The sequence below is a fragment of the Pseudomonas prosekii genome (assembly GCF_900105155.1).
GTDB lineage: Bacteria > Pseudomonadota > Gammaproteobacteria > Pseudomonadales > Pseudomonadaceae > Aquipseudomonas > Aquipseudomonas prosekii.
In genome coordinates this window covers 3711890-3732444 of sequence record NZ_LT629762.1, presented here as the reverse complement: position 1 = coordinate 3732444, position 20555 = coordinate 3711890, and the positions used below count along the sequence as shown (strand labels likewise).

Here is a 20555-nt window from a genome sequence, read left to right as displayed (position 1 = left end):
GTGTACTAGTCAGTTAGTTTTATGTGCGATTATCGAACAGAATGGCTTTGAGCGAATTGACGATTTTTTGTCCACTGCCCAACATCCACTGCACGTTGAGCCCGGTCATGAACCGCCGCGGCTCGGGTAACCAAGACCCAGAACACCACATAAAAACAATCGGTGGCCTACATGACTCCTTCGCAAAGCTCTCCCATGGAGCGTTCCTCCATGACCTCTGCCCACGGCGGTATCGGCGACAAAATCCGCGGCGCGCTGGCGGTCGGCAAAACCCGTTGGGGCATGCTGGCGCTGGTGTTTTTCGCCACCACCCTGAACTACATCGACCGCGCCGCCCTCGGCGTCATGCAGCCCATTCTCGCCAAGGAAATGAGCTGGACGGCGATGGATTACGCCAACATCAACTTCTGGTTTCAAGTCGGCTACGCCATCGGTTTTGTCCTGCAAGGCCGGTTGATCGACCGGGTCGGCGTCAAACGCGTGTTCTTCTGCGCCGTGCTGCTGTGGAGCCTGGCCACTGGCGCGCATGGCTTGGCGACCTCGGCGGTCGGCTTCATGGTGTGCCGGTTTATCCTCGGTTTGACCGAGGCGGCGAATTACCCGGCGTGCGTGAAAACCACGCGGCTGTGGTTCCCGGCCGGCGAGCGTGCGGTGGCCACCGGCATTTTCAACGCCGGGACCAACGTCGGCGCGATGTTCACGCCGATGCTGTTGCCGCTGATCCTGCATGTGTGGGGCTGGCAGGCGGCGTTCCTGTGCATGTCGGCACTCGGCGGGATCTGGTTGCTGTTCTGGGGTTTGAAATACTTCAATCCGGAAGATCACCCGAGCGTCAAACAATCGGAACTGGACTACATCCAGAGCGAAGTCGAACCGCCGCAGACCCGCGTGCCGTTCTCGAAAATCCTGCGTATGCGTGGCACCTGGGCCTTCGCCCTCGCCTACTCGATGACCGCGCCGGTGTTCTGGTTCTACCTCTACTGGCTGCCACCGTTTCTCAATCAGCAATACAACCTGGGCATCAACGTGACCCAGATGGGCATTCCGCTGATCATCATTTACCTCACCGCCGACTTCGGCAGTGTCGGCGGCGGGATTCTTTCTTCGTTCCTGATCGGTCGCGGGGTCAACCCGATCAAGGCGCGGCTGATGTCGATGTTGCTGTTCGCCTGCTGCATCATCGGCGTGATCATGGCGGCGGGTTCGAGCAATCTGTGGGTGGCGGTCGCGGCGATTTCCCTGGCCATCGGCGCGCACCAGGCCTGGACCGCGAACATCTGGAGCCTGGTGATGGACTACACGCCTAAACACATGATGAGCACGGTGTTTGGTTTCGGCGGCATGTGCGCGGCGATTGGCGGGATGTTCATGACGCAATTGGTCGGGCACATCCTGACGGTGACCAACAACAACTACACGGTGTTGTTCACGCTGATCCCGGCGATGTACTTCATCGCGCTGATCTGGATGTACTTCATGGCACCGCGCAAGATTCCGACCGTCACCGACTGACACACCCTTTACCCTGTGGGAGCGAGCTTGCTCGCGATGGCGATCTACCAGTCAATATCTTTGCTGACTGATACACCGCCATCGCGAGCAAGCTCGCTCCCACAGTTATGTGTTCCACATTTGTTTCAGCGCCAAGGTTTCACCGGCGACTCTGCTGCCACGCCGCCGCCAGCCCGCTGCAGCAAATCACGGCGATCCCGACCACGGTGGTTACCGTTGGTGTGTGGGCAAACAGCAGCCAGCCGAGCAGCCCGGCGAACACAATCTGGCAATAACCAAACGGCGCCAACAGCGCCGGGGCTGCGTAGCGGAAGGCCTGGGTCAGGAACAAATGCGCGGTCATCCCGCAACTCCCCAGCGCCAGCATCAACAGACCATGCCCGAGCGTCGGCACCTGCCAGAAGAACGGCACCAGCGCGCTCATCACCAACGTGTTGCACAACCCGGCAAAGAAGTTGCTGGTGGTCGGGCTGTCGATCTGGCTGAGCTTGCGCGTGAGTAACTGATAGAAGCAGAAAAACATCGCCGAGCAGAACGGCAGCAACACCGCCGGGGTGAACAGTTCGCCGCCGGGGTGGACGATGATCAGCACGCCGACAAACCCGCAGATCACCGCGATCCATTGGCCACGGGTGACGTGTTCCTTGAGCAGCGGCACCGACAGCGCAGTCACCAAGACCGGCGCAAGAAAGTTGACCGCCGTGGCTTCGGCCAGCGGGATATACAGCAGGCCGGTGGTGAAAAACAGACTGGTGCCGAGCAGGCACAACGCCCGCGCCAACTGCAGCAATGGGCGTTTGGTGCGTAGGACGCGTAACCCGGACTGCGGCAGAAAAATTCCTGCCATCAACAAGGTGTGAACCACGTACCGCGCCCACACCACCATGACGATCGGGTAAAACCCGGAGAGGTATTTCGACAACGCGTCATGACTGGAAAACAGGAACGTTGCGGCAACGATCAGCAAAATCCCTTTGAAGGGCTGGTTTACACCGGAGAGTGGCGTGCTGATGGTCATGGCAATCCTTTGGAATCTGATTCCAACAATTTAGAACCTGGTTCCAGATTCTTGTAGCGGCGAAAGATAAAAGTGTGCGAACAACGCCCAATATTTCAGTGAGGACCACCGTGGGAGCAAAGCTTGCTCGCGATGAGTCCCTCCCCATTCAACATAGATGTCGACTGTAACGCCGCCATCGCGAGCAAGCTTTGCTCCCACAGGGTTTTCGCTCCTACAGTTCTGCGGCGAGCGCGCAGTTCAGGTGAACAGCTCCGACGCCAGGCTCGCCGCCGACAACTCATCCGCAAACTTCGACAACAGCGGCGCCAGTTCATGCAATCGCGCGCCGGGCATTCTTGCGCTCGGCCCGGCGATGCTCAGCACGCCGATCACCCGGCCATCACTCGGATGGCGCACCACCGCAGCAATTGCCGAGGTACCAACCGCCGAGCTTTCTTCGACCCAGGCATAACCTTGTTCACGCGCCAGGCGCAGGCGTTCGAGCAATTCAATATTGGAGCGCGGCGCGTTCGGCCCGAGGTCCTTGGGCCGCTCACCGCCCTGGCGCTCGACCAGCGACAACGCCTCGGCATCGCTCATGCACGCCAGCCACGCGTGGCCCGACGCGGTGTAGAACAACGGCGCATCGCGGCCCATGTCCGGGTCATAACGCAAACCGGAACGGGCGCCCTGGGATTTCGCGATCCAGGTCTGGCGCTCGCCTTCGATCACGCCGAGGCGCACCAGTTCGCCGGTTTCCTCGGCGAGTCGGTCGAGCACGAGTTGGACGATGTCGGCACCGCTGCTCGACAAGTAGCGAAAACCCATTGCCACCAGTTTGGTCGACAAGTGATAACGCAGGTTCTCCGGGTTCTGCCGCACGTAGCCCAGGCGAATCAGCTCGGCGAGCAGCCGATGGGTCGCGCTTTTGGGGATTTCCAATTGCTCCGCCAGCGTCTGCATCGGCACGCCGCGCGGGTCATTGGTGAGGCTTTCGAGCACACTGAAAACACGTTCGATCTGACTGCCAGCCATGCAAGGCTCCCGACACAATTTGGCCGATTCTAAAAGATCGTGCGATGAATGCAAAATCTGGAACCGGCATCTACTGCGCCGACCTGCGACAAATAGCCGAGTGCCGACGGAATTCGCCGCTCGATTCACGCTCAATACATCGCTGCACGTGGCCGGCCCGCCCCAGTTAAAAGATAGACGATCGGACTGGCGCCACGCCGGACCACCAACGACACTCAACGCATCTCCCCCAGTAAAGAAAGAGGATTCCCACATGCTATGGAAAAAAGGCCGACGCAGCGACAACGTGGTCGATGCCCGGGGCGATGATGTCGGCGGGGGTGGCGGCGGGATGCGCTTTGGTGGCGGCAAGGGTCTGAGCCTGACCGCAATCGTGTTGATCGTCGGGATTGGCTGGATCACCGGCCAGGACCCGATGCAAATTCTCGGGCAACTGACCGGGCAGATGAGCGAGCAATCGGCGCCGGCCACCACGCAAACGCGCAAAGCGCCGCCGGCCAACGATCAGCAAGCGGAATTCGTCCGTTCGATCCTCGGCGATACCGAAGACACCTGGGCCCAGGTTTTCCAGCAGGCCGGCAAGCAATACCGCAACCCGACGCTGGTGCTGTTCAGCAATCGAGTGAATTCCGCGTGCGGCCTCGCGACCTCGGCGACCGGGCCGTTTTATTGCCCGGCCGATCAGAAGGTCTATCTGGACATGGCGTTCTTCCAGGAAATGTCGCAACGTTTTTCTGCCGCGGGCGACTTCGCTCAGGCCTACGTGATCGCGCATGAAGTCGGCCACCACGTTCAGACCCTGCTCGGCGTTTCAGCGAAAATTCAGACTGCCCGCCAGCAAGGTCGGCAGATGGAAGGCGATGGTGGTTTACTGGTGCGCCAGGAATTGCAGGCCGATTGCCTGGCCGGAGTCTGGGCCAACAATGCGCAGCAGCGCCTGAACTGGCTGGAACCCGGCGACATCGAGGAAGCCTTGAATGCCGCCAACGCGATTGGCGACGACCGTTTGCAGCAACAAGGTCAGGGCCGCGTGGTTCCGGACTCCTTTACTCACGGCACGTCAGCGCAAAGGGTGCGCTGGTTCAAAACCGGTTTCGCCCAGGGCCAGGTTGGCCAGTGCGACACCTTTGCGGCGAAAAATCTGTAAATGCATAAATGCTGGTTACTGCTGTTGCTCGCCTGCGCCAGTGCGCAGGCCGACGATACCGGGGTCAAGGAAGTCAGCCCCGGCCGATTGCTCTTGAAGGAAGGCGAGATGGCGGTGGGCATTGGCCCGGCGCCGGAAAAAATCGAGCGTGTGCTGATCATCGTGCACGGCCGATTGCGCAACTCGCAAACCTACCGCCGCAGCGCCGAACAAGCCGCCGCCCTGGCCGGGCAAAGTGCGACGACGCTGGTGATCGCGCCGCAATTTCTCAATGAAAAAGACGTCGCGCTGTTCTCGGTCGCCGACACGGTATTGCGCTGGCAGGGCAATGACTGGATGGCTGGCGGCCTGTCTACCGCGCCGTTTGCGCTGAGTTCCTACGGCGCGCTTGATCAAATCGTCGAGCGCATCGCTGATCGCCGCCAGTTTCCGGACGTGAAACAAATCGTCATCGCCGGTCATTCCGGCGGCGGCCAAGTGGTCCAGCGCTACGCATTGCTGGCGCACGAGCAACCGGCGCTCAGCGCTGCGGGAGTGAAAATCCGCTACGTGGTGGCCAATCCTTCGTCTTATGCCTATTTCAATGAACAGCGGCCGGTGGCGTTCGATCACGCGCGTTGCAGCGGTTTTAATCGCTGGAAGTATGGTCTGACCGACATGCCGATCTATGCCAGCGGGCAAACGGCGTCGCAGATCGAAGGCGTTTACATCAAGCGTGACGTGACGTATCTGCTCGGTCAGGACGATATCGACCCACAGCATCCGGCGCTCGACAACGGTTGTGAGGCCGAGGCGCAAGGCGCTAATCGATTGGTCCGCGGGCGCAATTTCTTCAACTACCTGTTGCGGCGCAATCCGCAAGGGGTGAATCAGCGTCTGGTCGAAGTGCCCGGGGTCGGGCATAGCGGCAAGGGAATTTTTACTTCGCCGGAGGGGCAGAAGGTTTTGTTTGGTCAGTGAGGTTTTGGCGTGCCTGAGCAGGCCCCTTCGCGGGCAAGCCTCGCTCCTACAGAGAAACGCATTGCCGGTGTAGGAGCGAGGCTTGCCCGCGAAGGCGATTCCACAGGCAATAAAGCGCTTAAGCCAAAAGCATCCGCCGCAACTCGACACAATCCGCAGCATGCCAATCCGTCAGCTCCGGCCACGGGTTATCCGGCAGATTCACCAGCACTGTCCGCGCGCCTGCCGCTCGCCCGCAATCCAGATCAAAACGGTAATCGCCGACCATCACCATCTCGCTCGCCGGCACATTCCACGCTTCGGCCAATTTCAGCAAACCGCCGGGGTGCGGTTTTGGCGGCGCTTCGTCGCGGCCCAGCACATGCTCGACCGCGAAGCAGTCAGCCAGGCCGATGGCCTCCAGCGTCACATGCGCCAACTCGCGCGCATTGCGCGTGAGAATGCCCAGGCGATAACCGCGCGCAGCCAGGTCACGCACCAGTTCCACGGCACCCGGCGCCGGTTTCGAGCCCAGCGCCAGATCACGTTCATGCTCCAGCAGCCACGCATGTTTGGCCGCAGCTTCGGCGGCTGGCAGTGCAGCGAGGTGGGTAAGAATGTCGTCTTCGGCCGGGATCGACAGCGCCACGCGAATGGCCGCGAAATCATGCACCGCCACCGTCAGCGTGCCGTCCATGTCGAACACCCAATGGCGTACTTCAGTCAGGCTCATGCCCAATCCTTGCGATGGCGAATCAACCCTTCCTGGGTCACCGACGCCACCAGTTGCCCGGCGCGATTGAACACGCTGCCACGGGAGTACCCGCGCGAATTGCCGGCCCACGGACTGTCCATCGCGTAGAGCAACCAGTCATCGGCGCGCAGATCGGAATGGAACCACAAAGCGTGATCGAGGCTGGCGACCTGCATATCTTTCTGCCACACCGATTTGCCGTGCGGCAGCATCGAGGTGGTCAGCAAACCGAAGTCCGAGGCGTAGGCCAGCAGGTATTTGTGCAGCGCCGGCAGGTCGGCGAGATTGCCGTCGGCGCGAAACCACACGTACTTGATCGGGTCCGCCGGTTGCGGGTTGTACGGGTCTTTCTCGGTCACTGGGCGGACTTCGATCGGTTTCGGGCAGAGCAGTTTTTCGCGCATGTGTTCCGGGATCAAATGCGCGCGCTGCTGGAACAGTTCGAGTTCCGACGGCAGGCTTTCCGGGCCGACCACTTGCGGCATTTCGGTCTGATGCTGGAAGCCTTCTTCGTCGTACTGGAAAGATGCGCTGCAGGTGAAAATCGGATGGCCCTTCTGGATCGCCGTGACCCGGCGCGTGCTGAAACTGCCGCCATCGCGCACCCGGTCAACCTGATACACCACCGGCAACTTGGCGTCGCCCGGCCGCAGGAAATAACCGTGCATCGAGTGCACATGCCGCGCCTCTTCGACCGTCTGACTGGCCGCCGACAACGACTGACCGAGCACCTGACCGCCGAACAACTGACGGAAACCCAGGTCCTGGCTGCGACCACGGAACAGGTTTTCCTCAATCGGTTCCAGGGTCAGCAGGTCTACCAGGTCTTCCAACACTTGGCTCATTCAGGCTCTCCTCACACAAAGCAATGCCGCGCAGTCTTGGCTGCGGCGGTCGATTCAGTTAATGGCCCAGGCCAACATGGCGACCATTGTAAACGTCCGCGCAGGCTTATCCATGCAAGGTTTGCAGCCATTGTTCACGGCTGATGCGGTACAACACGTGCTGGCGCAACGGATGATCGGCGGCGAGGCGCGGATGCGCGAAGTCGTCACGTGGATCGTGTTGCATGCCGATTGCCTGCATGACTTTCTGCGATGGCAGATTGGTGTGCGTGGTGAACGACACGATCTCTTTCAGCGCCAAGCGATCAAACCCGCAGCGCAGAGCAGTCCACGCCGCTTCACTGGCGTAACCCAGCCCCCAATGTTCACGCGCCAGGCGCCAGCCGATCTCGGTGGCCGGGGTGAATGCGGCGTCAAAACCGACCGCGAGTAACCCGGTAAAACCGATGAACACGCCGGTGTCCTTGCGCTCCAGCGCCCACAAGCCATAACCGTGTTCGGCAAAATGCCCGCGAATCCGCCCGATCAGCGACGCACATTCCAGCCGACTCAACGGCGCGGGGAAATAACGCATCACCTGCGGGTCGGCGCACATCGCCGCAAACTGGGGCAAATCCTCGTCGCTCCACTGCCGCAACAGCAGTCGCGCGCTTTCGAGTTGCAGTATTGGCTCCATGGTGCCCTCTCCGTTTCAATCCATTGAGTCTATATCGCTGGTAGGATCGTTCACTTATTCCTACTGCCGTCGTTGATAAATCTGACAATGCCCTTGCCGCTGATCTACCACGAAGACTACAGCCCCGAGTTCCCGGCGGAGCACCGCTTCCCGATGGACAAGTTTCGTCTGCTGCGCGATCACTTGGTCGACAGCGGCCTGGTCCGCGACGCCGACCTGCTGCGCCCGCCGTTGTGCCCGGCAGAGATTCTCGCCCTCGCCCATGACCCGGCGTACATCGAGCGCTACATGAGCGGCGAGTTGTCGCGCGAAGACCAGCGCCGCCTCGGTCTGCCGTGGAACGAAGCGCTGGCGCGGCGCACGGTGCGCGCGGTCGGCGGCTCATTGCTGGCGGCCGAGCAGGCACTCGAACATGGCTTGGCCTGCCACTTGGCCGGCGGCACCCATCACGCGCATTACGACTATCCGGCCGGGTTCTGCATCTTCAATGACCTGGCGGTGATCAGCCATTACCTGCTGGCAAGCGGTCGGGTCAACCGCGTGTTGATCTTCGATTGCGACGTGCACCAGGGCGACGGAACTGCACGGATCCTGCGCAACACCCCGGACGCGGTGACCGTTTCCCTGCACTGCGAGAAGAATTTTCCTGCACGCAAAGCCGAAAGTGACTGGGACATTCCGTTGCCCAAAGGCATGGGCGATGCCGATTACTTGCAGGTCGTCGACGACGCGCTCAACTATTTGCTGCCGCTCTACCAACCGGACCTGGTGCTGTACGACGCCGGGGTCGATGTGCATAAGGACGACGCCCTGGGTTACCTGAAGCTGACCGACGAAGGCGTCGCCGCGCGCGATGAAAGCGTGATGCGCCATTGCCTGGGCCGCGACATCCCGGTGGTCGGCGTGATTGGCGGCGGCTACAGCAAGGATCGCCAGGCCTTGGCGCGCCGCCACGGCATCCTCCATCACAGCGCGCAACGGGTGTGGCAGTCATCAGGCTGTCACTGAAACGTGGTGCGTTACCCACAATGCCTGTGGAACTGCCTGTGGATAACCTGAGCGAAAGCGCCTGCAGCCCATGCGTTGTATAGCTTGCAGGACACTGGTTGTTTTTTGATCACACTTATCAACACCATAAATCCCCGTAGGAGCGAGGCTTGCCCGCGAAGGCGCCTGCACATCCACAATCAATTTGCCTGACACACCGCTTTCGCGGGCAAGCCTCGCTCCTACCCCCTGATCGGTGCTGGTAGAATGCGCCGCTTATTCCGCCACGCCGCAGCTCTCGCCATGACGCAATCCCCCGCCGCCCTCCCCCCGCACGTCGCCATCATCGGCGGTGGCCCCGCTGGCCTGATGGCCGCCGAGGTATTGAGCCAGGCCGGAATCAAAGTCGATCTGTACGACGGCATGCCGTCAGTGGGACGAAAATTCCTCCTGGCCGGCGTCGGCGGCATGAACATCACGCACTCCGAAGCCTACCCGGCCTTCCTCTCGCGCTACGCCGAACGCGCGCCGCACATCGCGCCACTGCTGCGAGCCTTCGGCGCCGAGGCGTTATGCCAATGGATTCACGACTTGGGCATCGAAACCTTTGTCGGCAGCTCCGGGCGGGTCTTCCCTACTGACATGAAAGCCGCACCGCTACTGCGCGCCTGGCTCAAACGCCTGCGCGATGCTGGCGTAGGTATCCACACCCGCCATCGCTGGCTCGGCTGGAATGCCGACGGCAGTCTCAACGTCGCCAGCCCCGACGGTGAAAAATCCTTGAAGCCCGACGCGACGCTGCTTGCCCTCGGTGGCGGCAGTTGGTCGCGTCTCGGCTCGGACGGCGCGTGGATGCTGCCTCTGGAACAACGCGGCGTAGGACTGGCGCCGCTGCAACCGAGTAATTGTGGCTTCGAGGTGCAGGCCTGGAGCGCATTGCTGGTGAGCAAATTCGCCGGCGCGCCGCTGAAAAACATCGCAATTGGGTTGAATGACGACGTGCCGCGACTCGGCGAATGCGTGATCACCGCGACTGGCATTGAAGGCAGTTTGATCTACGCGCTCTCGGCGCCGATCCGCGATGCGATCAATCAGCATGGTTCGGCGACTGTGCATATCGATCTGTTGCCGGGCAGGCCTGTGGATAAAGTCATGGCGGCGCTGAGCAAACCGCGCGGCTCGCGGTCGATGGCCAAACATCTGCACAGTCAGTTGGGGATCGATGGTGTGAAAGCGGCGTTATTGCGCGAATTCACTGACGCGCAATGCTTCGCCGACCCGGCATTGCTCGCCCAAGCGATCAAGGCGTTGCCGCTGACATTGGTCAAAACCCGGCCACTGGATGAGGCGATCAGCAGTGCTGGCGGCGTGACGTTTGAGGCGATGGATGAACGGTTGATGCTCAAGCAATTGCCCGGCGTGTTCTGCGCGGGAGAAATGCTCGACTGGGAGGCGCCGACTGGCGGCTATCTGCTGACCGGGTGTTTCGCCAGCGGGCGGGCGGCCGGATTCGGCATTTTGGAGTGGTTGCAGCGTAATAACTGAAGACGGCGGCGCGTTCATCGTGAGCAGGCTCACTCCTACACCGGATCTCCAAACGACCCAGATCAAATGTAGGCGTGAGCCTGCTCGCGAAGGCGCCCTGACAGACGCCGATCCAATCAAACCTTGTCACTGATCGTCCCCACGCTCGGCGTGGGAACGATCCTTTGCCGCCCCTCAGGCGATCAAGGCTTTTTCTTGCGCGGCCCAGTGTTGAACACCGGCACTTTACGCACAGGTTTGATCGAAGGTTCCACCGCCGAGGCGTCGCCACTTTCGACCCATTTACCCAGGTTGCGCTTGCTGCCACCGGAGGTTTTTGGCTTCTTCGGTTTTTTCGGTTTCTTGACCACCTGGCCACTGGAATCGGTATCCGGCACCCGGTGCTCAGGCTCGAAATCCTGCTCGGTCTGGCGGGTCAGGGTCTGGCGCGTAAGCATCTCGATAGCCGACAACTGATTCACTTCGTCCGCGCACACCAGCGAAATCGCTTCGCCGGTGGCGCCCGCGCGACCAGTACGGCCGATGCGGTGGATGTAATCCTCAGCCACGATCGGCAGGTCGAAGTTGACCACCAGCGGCAAATCCTCGATGTCCAGACCACGGGCCGCGACGTCGGTCGCTACCAGAATCTGCACTTCACTGGCCTTGAAACGATCCAGTGCGCGCTGACGGGTCGCCTGCGGTTTGTCGCCGTGGATGCCATCAGCGTTGACGCCCAGGCCCTGGAGTTTTTCCACCAGCGCGTCGACGCCATTGCGGGTCTTGGCGAACACCAGCACCTGTTTCCATTTGCCTTTGCGCAGCAAATGAATGAACAGCTCCGGTTTGCGCTTTTTGTCGACCACCACCACCCATTGCTTGACGGTGTTGGCAGCAACGTTGCGCGGGCTGACTTCGATGCTCAGCGGATCGTTGAGCATTTGCCCGGCGAGCAGGCGGATCGCATCGGAGAACGTCGCGGAGAACAACAGCGTCTGCCGCTGCTTGGGCAGCACGCGGTAAATATTCCCCAGCTCCTCGGAGAAACCGAGGTCGAGCATGCGGTCGGCTTCGTCGAGGATCAGCGTTTGCAGCTGATTGAACTTGAGCGCTTTCTGCCGATACAAGTCGAGCAAACGCCCCGGCGTCGCCACCAGCACGTCGACCCCTTTGCGCAGCTTCATCATTTGCGGGTTGATGCTGACGCCGCCGTACACCGCATAGGTGCTCAACGGCAGGTTTTCGGCGTACTGGCGCACGGCTTCGTGAACCTGCTCGGCCAACTCGCGGGTCGGCACGAGGATCAGCGCGCGTACCGAGTTGGACGCTACTTTCGGCCCTTCCATGGCCAGCAACTGCAGCAGCGGCAGCGCGAAACCGGCGGTCTTGCCGGTGCCGGTCTGGGCCGCAGCCATCAGGTCGCGACCGGCCAGCACGGCCGGAATGGCTTGCGCCTGAACCGGCGTAGGCGTCTGGTAGCCGAGCGTCTCAAGAGAGCGCAGCAAGGGTTCGATCAGGCCAAGGGAGGCGAAAGTCATGGGATTACCGTAGAAAAATGCGGAGCGGTTGTGCAAAACGAGTGTGCAATGGCGCGCAGTTTACCCTAATTCACCCGCGATTCTGTCGGCGCCACCGTCGCAGGTCGAATCGGCGCCCGACGCCACTGCGGCAAGCCGATCAACACCACCGCGCTGATGATCACCAGCATCGCCAGCGCTTCTTCAATACCAATGGTTTCGCCGACAAACACGATGCCGAGCATCACCGCCACCGCCGGGTTGACGTAGGCATAACTGGTGGCCGCTGCCGGACGCACGTTTTTCAGCAGGTACATGTAAGCGTTGAACGCGATGATCGAGCCGAAAAATGTCAGATAGGCCAACGCCGCCCAGCCTTCCAGCGGCGGCATCGCTTGCAGGTGCTCGCCGCTCACCGCGCTGCCGATCAGCAGCGCGACGCCGCCGACGAGCATTTCCACGGCACTGGCCATCGCGCCCTGGGGCAGCGGCAGGTGTTTGCTCCACACCGAGCCGAACGCCCACGCCGCTGCGGCGAATATCAACAACGCCGCGCCCAGCGGGCTCGATTGCAGATTGGTCCCAAGATTGAGCATGCCGATGCCGATCAGCCCCAGGACAATACCCGCCCATTCGAGCCGCGTATTGCGCGCGCCCCAGAAATAGCCGAACAGCAAGGTGAACAACGGCACCGTTGCCACCGCCAGGGCGGCAACGCCGGAAGCCACGCCGGTGTGTTCGGCGACACTGACCGCGCCGTTGCCGCAGGTCAGCAGCAAAATGCCGATGATGCCCGCCGCTTTCCACTGCGCCCACGTCGGTGCCGGCGCCCCGCGCCAGCGCAGGAAGGCATACATCAACGTGCCAGCGATGACAAAACGAATCCCGGCCAGCAACAGCGGCGGCCAATATTCGACGCCGATGCGGATCACCAGATAGGTCGAACCCCAAATCACGTACAACGCAAAGAAGGCAGCAATCAACGGCAAGGGAAAACGACGTAATCCAGGCATGGGCAGCTCGAAGACAGGTCAAATTGAGCCAATAGTTTAGAAAGGCCAGCGGCTAAAAATAAGTTACAAAACCTGTTTATCGCAGCAGTACACTTTTCAAAACACGGAGATCAGCGCTATAAACCGTGCATTCGAAAGTCGGGTCATTTTCAGGAATTGTTCATGGACAAGTACGACCGCATGCTGCTCAGCGCCCTGTTGGAAAACGGTCGCGCGTCCTACGCCGATCTGGCGCGCAAAGTGAACCTGTCCGCGCCAGCCGTGGCCGAGCGCGTGGCCAAGCTTGAGGCGTGCGGGGTGATCACCGGTTATCAGGCGAAAGTCGATATGTCGAAGATCGGCCTGCCGATCCAGTGCGTGATCGAGCTGCGCCTGAACCAGCACGGCCAGCAGAAAACCTACGACGACCTGATCAAAATCCCGCAACTGACCGAATGCCATCGGGTGACGGGCGATCCGTGCGTGATTATGCAAGCGGCGGTGGGATCGATGCCGGAACTGGAAGAGTTGATCAACCGGATCGCCAAGTTCGGCTTCAGCAAAACCTCGATTGTGCTGTCGAGCGCGATAGAAAAGCGCGTGCCGCTGGGGCAGTTGGAAGGGAGGTAGTGAGGCGGGTGACGCCTTCGCGGGCAAGCCTCGCTCCTACGCGGAACTCATCGCCCGGCAGGAGCGAGGCTTGCCCGCGAAGGGGCCCGCCCAGGCACCATCACCCGCTAGAAGCCGCGATGGCGCTTGAGGTGTTCGTTGATCTTCGCCGCCGGGACTTTCTGCAGGCTGACCAGCAGATCATGCGACAACTCGCGCAAGCCATGGGTCTGGCGCAGTTCGGCGGCAAGGTGCGCGGTCAGGTTAGCGGCCATTTCCGCATCCGCCATCGCCCGGTGAGCCTTGCCGGTGTGCGGCAGACTGGCGAAGGTGGTCAGCGTTCCGAGCTTGTGATTCGGCGCCGCCGGCATCAGGCGTCGGGCCAATAACAGCGAGCAGGCAAAGTTCTGCAACCGCGTGCGTTTGATCCGCCCCAGCTCGAAATCCCAGAATTTCTGGTCGAACGCGGCGTTGTGCGCCAGCAACGGCGTGATGCCGACAAACTCGTTGACCTCGTTCATCACCTGCTCGGCCGAGGGCGCGGTGCGCAGCATGGCGTTGCTGATGCCGGTGAGTTGTTCGATGAAGGCGGGCACGCGCACGCCAGCGTTCATCAGGCTTTGGTAACGCTCGACGATGCGCCCCTGTTCGAGGATCACCACGGCGATTTCCGTGGCCCGGCAGCTGCTGCTCGGGGAGATCCCGGTGGTTTCAAAGTCGATGACTGCTATGCGTTCCAAACCTGTTTCAACTCCGTAAAAATCAATTCTTGAGCAGCAGCGCGCCTTCGATCGGCACGTAGCGGCTGGCGGCGCGGATCAGCGAATTCGCGGTCAGCCCCGGCACGCCATACGCCACGGCTTGCACGCCATGTTTGCTGATGATGCGCTCCAGCAACATGTCGAAATCACCGTCGCCGGAGGCCAGCACCACTTCGTCGACGTGGTCGGCGGCGTCCATGATATCGAGCGTAATGCCGACATCCCAATCGCCCTTGGCCGAGCCATCGCTGCGCTGGATGTAGGGTTTGAGTTTCACCACGAAACCCAGATTGCGCAGGATCTGCTGGAACTGCTGCTGCTTGCTGTCGCCGCGATCGATCGCGTAGGCATAAGCCTCGACGATTTCGCCCTGTTTGCTGATATCAGCCCACAGCGCCGCATAGTTGAAGTGGCAACCATAGGCCTGACGCACGGTGTAATAGAGGTTTTGAACGTCGGCAAACACTGCGATTTTTTTCATCGCTGCTTCCTATTGGCACGCAAGCGCCTGAGCTCTTGACGCAAACGTGCGCAGGCTTGGATCAGGCACCTGGCCCGAAAAGTCGCCCAGTATGCCAGCCTGAAGGATTGTTCCGCGAATAATCAGCCCGGAGCGCGGCCGCGCCCCGGACGAGTGGTGGGTCAGATGAACGAATCGTCGTCGCCGCCGAAGAATGACGAGCTGTCATCGCTGAAGTCGGCGTCGCTGAAATTGCCCTGATCGCTGGTGTCGTTGCCGGCCATCTGCTGGTCGTTGCTCCAGTCATTGCCGTTTTGATCAGTGGCGTTTTGATCATTGGCGTGCGCCGGTTCTTCGCGAATGATTTCGACGATTTCCTGCGGTTGATGGCCGCCGTGGAACAGGCTGCTGATGCCTTCCGCCAGCATCACCCCACCGGCCACGCCGGCAGCGGTTTTCAGTGCGCCACCGAGGAAACTGGACGCCTGTGGTTGGGCGGCGTAGCCCTGCTGCGGTGGGACGCTCTGCTGCGGCGCTGGCGAATTGAAGGACGGCCGGGCCGGTTCGCGCCAGCCGCCGCTGGCCGGTGCTGCGCTCGGATTCGGATTCGGATTTGGCGCAGGCTGCGAATCGCGCGAGCCACCGCCGAAGATGCTCGACAAAAATCCACCACCCGACGCCGCCGGGGCCTGCGACTTGGCGTGTTGCAGTTCGGCCTGCAACTGCTGGATCTGTTGCGCCTGTTGCTTGTTCTGCTGATCGAGACTTTTGAGCGCCGCCTCTTGAACCAGAATCGCCTGGGTCATGAAATAGCCCGCAGCGGGCTGCCGCGTCAGGTGTTCCTTGATCCGCGCCTCGGCCTGGGCGTCGCGCGGGGCTGCATCCGTTTCGGCCTGTTGCAGCCGTGAAAACAGTCCATCGATCAGGGTTTGTTCTTCGCTGTTCATGGCGACCTCATAGATTGCCGGGAATATCGTCCCCCTCATCCACCGTGGATAAGGTGCCTGACAGTTATGGGGCTGATACAAGATGTTTCAACGGCCTTTACCGAACGTTTACCTTTGCGCCCCCCAGCGCATCATCGGTTAAAGTGTGGCACTGCTTTTAACCTGCGATACCAACTGATGAATCCGTTCGAAGTGCTGCGTGACTCCCTGTATTTCTTCAAGCGCAATCTGGGCCAGATCGTGCAACTGTGCTTGCCGCTGGTGATGTTCGAGGCGTTCCTGCAACAAATCGTCGACAACGCCACCAGCCCGGAAGGTTTCCCCGGTTACAGCGTGCTGGTCGGTTTGCTGGTGTATCCGCTGTACACCGCCGCGCTGATTCTGTTTCTCGACGCGCGCAGCCGTGGCGAATCGCCGCGCACCCGCGACCTGCTGGCGATGTCCACCACCCTGTGGCCACGCTTTGCGCTGCTGACCGCGCTCAACACATTGCTGATTTTGCTGGGCCTGTCACTGTATTTCCTGCCGGGTATCTGGCTGATGGTGACACTGGCGTTCGCCGAGTATTTGCTGGTGCTGCGCGGCATGGCGCCACTGGCGGCAATGAAGGAAAGCCTGCGTCTGACGCGCGGCCATTTCCTGCGGATTCTGGTGTGCATTCTGGCGGTGATGGCGCCGTTGTGGCTGCTCAAGGGTCTGAGTCTCGAGTTCTATCCACAACCACAGAACCCCGTGCTCAGCTGGCTGATCGACAGCGCCCACAGCTTCCTGCAACTGTTCACCAGCGTGGTCCTTTTCCGTATGTTCATGCTGGTCGGCGAAGCGCCTGACAAAAATGACCGAATAGTCTGACCGCTCTACCGTTGGGCGCAGGCAGCGCTCTCGGGTATGCTCGGGGCCTCTTTGTAACGCTATAAGCCGAGCCAATGACCCGTCTCCTGCGCTACACCCTGCTGAGCCTGTTGCTGATTGTCGGCCTCGGCGCAATATTGATTTACAGCGTGACCTGGCGCCCCGAAGCCAAGGAAGTGTTGCCGGTCAGTTGCACCGCGAAGGCGCCGACGCTGGTGCCCGGCCAGGCGCTGAAGGTGATGACCTGGAACGTCCAGTACCTGGCGGGCAAACGCTATGTGTTCTGGAATGACCTGGCACAGGGCGACGACGAGAGCCCGACCCAGGAAGACATGGCATTCAGCCTGGATGAAGTGGCGCGGGTGATTCGCGACGAAGAGCCCGACATCGTCCTGTTGCAGGAACTCGATGACGGCGCCAAGGCCAGCGACTATCAGAACCAGTTCAAACTGCTCCAGGAACGCGTCTCCGACCTGTTCCCGTGCAGCGCTCACACCTTCGACTGGAAAGCCGACTTTGTCCCCGAGCCGCACATCTTCGGCAGCGTCGGCCGGCAATTGGCGACGTTGAGCCGCTACCAGATCGGCCATGCCGAACGCGTGCAATTACCGGTGGCGCCAGCCAACTTCATCAGCCGCCAGTTCAAACCGAAAAACGCCTTGCTGGCGACTTATCTGCCGCTGAGCGATGGCGGGCAGATCGCAGTGCTCAACACTCACCTGGAACGCGTTGTTCAACCGGACGACACCCTGCAAGCGCAAGTGACCGCCGTGGGCAAAGTCCTCGACCGCTATGAAGGCCGGGGCACGCCGTGGTTGATTGGCGGCGATTTCAATCTGCTGCCGCTGGGCCAATACCGACGTTTACCCGCCGAGCAACGCACGCCCTTCTCTGCCGACAGCGCATTGCATGTGTTGTGGGACAAATACCCGATGATCCCCAGCAACAGCGAGGCGAGCGGGGTTAATCGCGCGCAATGGCTGACCCATTACCCGAACGATCCCGGCCTCAATGGCCCGGATCGCACGGTGGATTATCTGTTTTACAGCCCGAGGATCAAACGCGTTGAAGCGACGGTGAGACAGGACGACACGTTGCGCATCTCCGATCACCTGCCAGTGATTGCGCGGTTTCTGTTGCCGGCGGCCCCGTAGTCCGAATCAAAGCTTCAAGAGCAGGCCATCTCTGTGGGAGTGAGCCTGCTCGCGAATGCCGCAGCGCCGATCCAACTGACTATTTGCGCGGTTTGATCCGCGCCGTCGCCTCGGCCACCAATGGGTCATCCGGCCAGTAATGCTTGGGATAACGCCCCTTCAAATCCTTCTTCACTTCGGCATACGTGCTGCGCCAGAAGTTCGCCAGATCCTGCGTCACCTGCACCGGGCGCCGCGCCGGCGACAACAAGTGCAGCTTGACCACTTGCCGGCCACCGGCAATGCGCGGGGTTTCGGCGAGGCCGAACAGTTCCTGCAAACGCACCGCGAGAATCGGCGGTTGCTCACTGTAATCCAGCCGAATCGATGAACCGGACGGCACGCTCAAATGGTGCGGCGCCAGCTCATCAAGCCGTTGCGGCAACGGCCATGGCAGCAGGTTATGGACGATGCTTGACAGGTCCAGATTGGCGAAGTGGCTGAGCCTCGAGACTTTGCCCAAGTACGGCATCAGCCAATGTTCGAGGTTGTTCAGCAACGCCGCATCACTGACATCCGGCCATTCACTTTCACCCTTGCCGCCGAGGTCCAACTGGCGCAACAAAGCGACGCGCGCCTGCCACTGACGCAGTTCCGGGGTCCACGGCAACAGCTCCAGCCCCTTGCGCCGCACCAGATTGACCAACGCCTGACTGCGCGCCGTTTCGTCGAGCCCGGTCAGCGGCTCGCGGCTGAGGATCAGTTCGCCGACCTTGCGCTGGCGCTCGGCGCGCAACACGCCTTCGCGCTCGTCCCAATCCAGCTGATCGACGCAGCGCACCTGCTCGGCCAGCACCGAGTCAAACAGCGCCGGATCAAAATCCGCCGCCAGATAAATCCGTTCTTCACGCTGACCCTGACGGCTGCCGAGGTCGGCGATCACCAGCCACGCTTGCTTCATCAAACTGTCGGCCTCGGCAAACAACGCCGCGCGCCCGTTGGCCAGGCGATATTCCGCCCCCCCGGCGCGGCGTTGTTGCGCGACCCGGTCCGGGTACGCCAGCGCCAGCAAGGCACCGAGCCAGCGTGGATGATCGGGATCGCTGACCGGCGCCGAAGCTTTGCCGCGCAGATAACCGCGATATTGCCGCGCCAATTGCCGAGCCCGTTGCACACCGCCCTGAGCACCGCGCGCGGCGCGTTCTTCGCCGGACAACAACACCAGCCGACTGTGCAGATCGGCGCCCGCACCGCGCAAGATATCGCGTTCACCGAGCAGCGCCGCGACGTCGCACGCCATCTCCGCCAGCCCCAGCGCTTGCCCGCGCAACAGTAAGTGCGCGATGCGTGGATGCGCCGGCAACTGCGCCATTGCCTGGCCATGAGCGGTCAACGCTTCGCCGTCGAGTGCGCCGAGGCGCTCAAGCAAATCCTGCGCCTGGGCATAAGCGGCGGCGGGCGGAATATCGAGCCAGACCAATTGCCCCGGCGCCACGCCCCAACGCCCGAGCTGCAACGCCAGACCGGCGAGGTCCGCCGAGAGTATTTCCGCGCTCGCGTAGGCAGCCAATTGTTCGTGCTGGTCTTGCGACCACAAGCGATAACACACGCCCGGCTCCAGGCGCCCGGCCCGGCCGGCACGTTGCGTGGCGCTGGCGCGGGAGATGCGCTGCGTGTCGAGACGGGTCATGCCGCTGCCCGGATCGAAACGCGGGACCCGCGCCAATCCGGCATCGATCACCACGCGCACGCCATCGATAGTCAGGCTGGTCTCGGCGATGTTGGTCGCCAGCACCACTTTGCGTTGGCCGGCGGGCGCCGGATCAATCGCCGCACGTTGCGCAGCGAGGTCCAGTTCACCGTGCAACGGACAAAGCAAAACCGGCGAGCTCGCGCCCAGCGCGTCGGCCAATTGCTGATGCACCCGACGAATCTCCGCTTGCCCCGGCAGGAACACCAGGACGCTGCCGCTTTCGTCGTTCAGGGCTTCGAGGATGGTCTGGACCAAACGTGGCTCGATGAATTCCCCGGGTTGAAACGGTCGGCCCCAGCGCATCGCCACCGGGTACATGCGGCCTTCGCTGCGCAGGATCGGCGCGTCGTCGAGCAACCCGGCGAGGCGCTCGCCTTCCAGCGTCGCCGACATCAGCAGGATCTTCAGCGGCTGGTCGTCACGAAACAGTTCGCGGCCATTCAGGCTCAGGGCCAGCGCCAGATCGGCGTCGAGGCTGCGTTCGTGAAATTCATCGAAGATCAGCAAACCGACGCCATCCAGCGCCGGATCATCCTGCAAACGCCGGGTGAGAATGCCTTCGGTGACCACTTCGATACGCGTGTTCGGCCCGACTTTGCTGTCCAGTCGAATGCGATAACCGACGGTTTCGCCGACGGTTTCGCCGAGCTCACTGGCCAAACGCTCCGCCGCCGCCCGCGCCGCCAGCCGCCGTGGTTCAAGCATCAGAATGGTCTGCCCGGCCAGCCACGGCTCATGCAACAAGGCCAACGGCACGCGCGTGGTTTTACCGGCACCGGGCGGCGCTTCGAGCACCGCTTCATGGCGCGTCGCCAAGGCTTCACGCAGCGCGGGTAAAACTTCATCAATCGGCAGAGAATTCATGCTGGCTCCACAGGGCGTGCCCACAGTAAATTGCGAGTCGCAATTTCAGCCCGAAGGGCCGAACCGCAAAAAAATTCATTGGCCTTTACACGTTGTCGATCTGAAAAAAACAACTTCAATCCTCAGCGATTGCACTAGGGGTGAGACGCGGGCGCAATTTACTGTGGGCACGCCCTGCCGCCGCGAGTATAACGGCGAACTGCCAAGTGTTCGTTGCGGTCCTAATTCGTATCGACGACGCTTCGTTT

Annotated in this window: 19 protein-coding genes; 8 read left to right on the top strand and 11 right to left on the bottom strand. The window is 61.4% G+C overall.

The window, feature by feature from the left end; translation table 11 throughout:
• Positions 1-195 precede the first annotated feature (195 nt).
• The gene (locus BLU01_RS16940; protein ID WP_231987090.1) at positions 196-1512 is read left to right on the top strand and encodes an MFS transporter; all 1317 of its coding nucleotides are present in this window, start codon (positions 196-198) and stop codon (positions 1510-1512) included.
• A 139-nt stretch (positions 1513-1651) separates the two neighbouring features.
• On the opposite strand, the gene BLU01_RS16935 is transcribed toward BLU01_RS16940, so the two are convergent.
• The gene (locus tag BLU01_RS16935) at positions 1652-2530 is read right to left on the bottom strand and encodes a DMT family transporter (RefSeq protein WP_092277718.1); all 879 of its coding nucleotides are present in this window, start codon (positions 2528-2530) and stop codon (positions 1652-1654) included.
• A gap of 240 nt (positions 2531-2770) precedes the next feature.
• Entirely contained in the window at positions 2771-3547 is a 777-nt protein-coding gene (locus BLU01_RS16930; protein WP_092277716.1) for an IclR family transcriptional regulator, read from the bottom strand.
• A 253-nt stretch (positions 3548-3800) separates the two neighbouring features.
• On the opposite strand from BLU01_RS16930, the gene ypfJ reads away from it, so the two are divergent.
• Both ypfJ and BLU01_RS16920 read left to right on the top strand, forming a co-directional pair.
• Positions 3801-4694: a KPN_02809 family neutral zinc metallopeptidase gene (gene ypfJ / locus BLU01_RS16925; protein WP_092277714.1), complete on the top strand. Its 894-nt coding sequence runs from the start codon at positions 3801-3803 to the stop codon at positions 4692-4694.
• Positions 4695-5654: an alpha/beta fold hydrolase gene (locus BLU01_RS16920; protein WP_092277712.1), complete on the top strand. Its 960-nt coding sequence runs from the start codon at positions 4695-4697 to the stop codon at positions 5652-5654. It begins immediately after the preceding gene.
• A gap of 118 nt (positions 5655-5772) precedes the next feature.
• Here BLU01_RS16920 and BLU01_RS16915 read toward each other — a convergent pair whose 3' ends face one another.
• From BLU01_RS16915 to BLU01_RS16905, 3 genes are all read right to left on the bottom strand, one after another.
• A complete protein-coding gene (locus tag BLU01_RS16915) occupies positions 5773-6366 on the bottom strand; it encodes an HAD family hydrolase (RefSeq protein WP_092277710.1) in 594 nt (197 codons plus the stop codon).
• The gene (gene tesB / locus BLU01_RS16910; RefSeq protein ID WP_092277708.1) at positions 6363-7232 is read right to left on the bottom strand and encodes an acyl-CoA thioesterase II; all 870 of its coding nucleotides are present in this window, start codon (positions 7230-7232) and stop codon (positions 6363-6365) included. The genes BLU01_RS16915 and tesB overlap by 4 nt, the downstream gene beginning before the upstream one ends.
• 106 nt (positions 7233-7338) lie before the next feature.
• Positions 7339-7908, bottom strand: coding sequence for a GNAT family N-acetyltransferase (locus tag BLU01_RS16905; protein ID WP_092277706.1), 570 nt, complete (start codon positions 7906-7908; stop codon positions 7339-7341).
• Between the two features lie 87 nt (positions 7909-7995).
• On the opposite strand from BLU01_RS16905, the gene BLU01_RS16900 reads away from it, so the two are divergent.
• Complete coding sequence (locus BLU01_RS16900) at positions 7996-8916, top strand: histone deacetylase family protein (protein ID WP_092277704.1); 921 nt, start codon at positions 7996-7998, stop codon at positions 8914-8916.
• Between the two features lie 282 nt (positions 8917-9198).
• Positions 9199-10440, top strand: a complete 1242-nt coding sequence (locus BLU01_RS16895) for a TIGR03862 family flavoprotein (RefSeq protein ID WP_197675595.1) — start codon at positions 9199-9201, stop codon at positions 10438-10440.
• A gap of 182 nt (positions 10441-10622) precedes the next feature.
• On the opposite strand, the gene BLU01_RS16890 is transcribed toward BLU01_RS16895, so the two are convergent.
• Both BLU01_RS16890 and yedA read right to left on the bottom strand, forming a co-directional pair.
• Complete coding sequence (locus tag BLU01_RS16890; RefSeq protein WP_092277700.1) at positions 10623-11957, bottom strand: DEAD/DEAH box helicase; 1335 nt, start codon at positions 11955-11957, stop codon at positions 10623-10625.
• Between the two features lie 65 nt (positions 11958-12022).
• Entirely contained in the window at positions 12023-12949 is a 927-nt protein-coding gene (gene yedA / locus BLU01_RS16885; protein WP_092277698.1) for a drug/metabolite exporter YedA, read from the bottom strand.
• Between the two features lie 162 nt (positions 12950-13111).
• Between yedA and BLU01_RS16880 the strand changes: the two genes are divergently transcribed.
• Complete coding sequence (locus BLU01_RS16880; RefSeq protein WP_092277696.1) at positions 13112-13558, top strand: Lrp/AsnC family transcriptional regulator; 447 nt, start codon at positions 13112-13114, stop codon at positions 13556-13558.
• 107 nt (positions 13559-13665) lie between these two features.
• Here BLU01_RS16880 and BLU01_RS16875 read toward each other — a convergent pair whose 3' ends face one another.
• The 3 genes from BLU01_RS16875 to BLU01_RS16865 all read right to left on the bottom strand — a co-directional run bounded on the left by BLU01_RS16875 (position 13666) and on the right by BLU01_RS16865 (position 15705).
• Entirely contained in the window at positions 13666-14277 is a 612-nt protein-coding gene (locus tag BLU01_RS16875; RefSeq protein WP_092277694.1) for a 3'-5' exonuclease, read from the bottom strand.
• Positions 14278-14299: 22 nt separating this feature from the next.
• Positions 14300-14779 carry a LabA-like NYN domain-containing protein gene (locus BLU01_RS16870; RefSeq protein WP_054616703.1) on the bottom strand — a complete coding sequence of 160 codons (480 nt, stop codon included), beginning with the start codon at positions 14777-14779 and terminating at the stop codon, positions 14300-14302.
• Positions 14780-14940: 161 nt separating this feature from the next.
• The gene (locus BLU01_RS16865) at positions 14941-15705 is read right to left on the bottom strand and encodes a DUF2076 domain-containing protein (protein ID WP_092277692.1); all 765 of its coding nucleotides are present in this window, start codon (positions 15703-15705) and stop codon (positions 14941-14943) included.
• Between the two features lie 177 nt (positions 15706-15882).
• On the opposite strand from BLU01_RS16865, the gene BLU01_RS16860 reads away from it, so the two are divergent.
• Positions 15883-16557, top strand: coding sequence for a YciC family protein (locus BLU01_RS16860; protein WP_092277690.1), 675 nt, complete (start codon positions 15883-15885; stop codon positions 16555-16557).
• 74 nt (positions 16558-16631) lie between these two features.
• Positions 16632-17711, top strand: a complete 1080-nt coding sequence (locus tag BLU01_RS16855; RefSeq protein ID WP_092277687.1) for an endonuclease/exonuclease/phosphatase family protein — start codon at positions 16632-16634, stop codon at positions 17709-17711.
• A gap of 79 nt (positions 17712-17790) precedes the next feature.
• Here the strand turns inward: BLU01_RS16855 and hrpB are convergent, their stop codons facing one another.
• Positions 17791-20307: an ATP-dependent helicase HrpB gene (gene hrpB, locus BLU01_RS16850; RefSeq protein WP_092277685.1), complete on the bottom strand. Its 2517-nt coding sequence runs from the start codon at positions 20305-20307 to the stop codon at positions 17791-17793.
• Between the last annotated feature and the right edge of the window lie 248 nt (positions 20308-20555).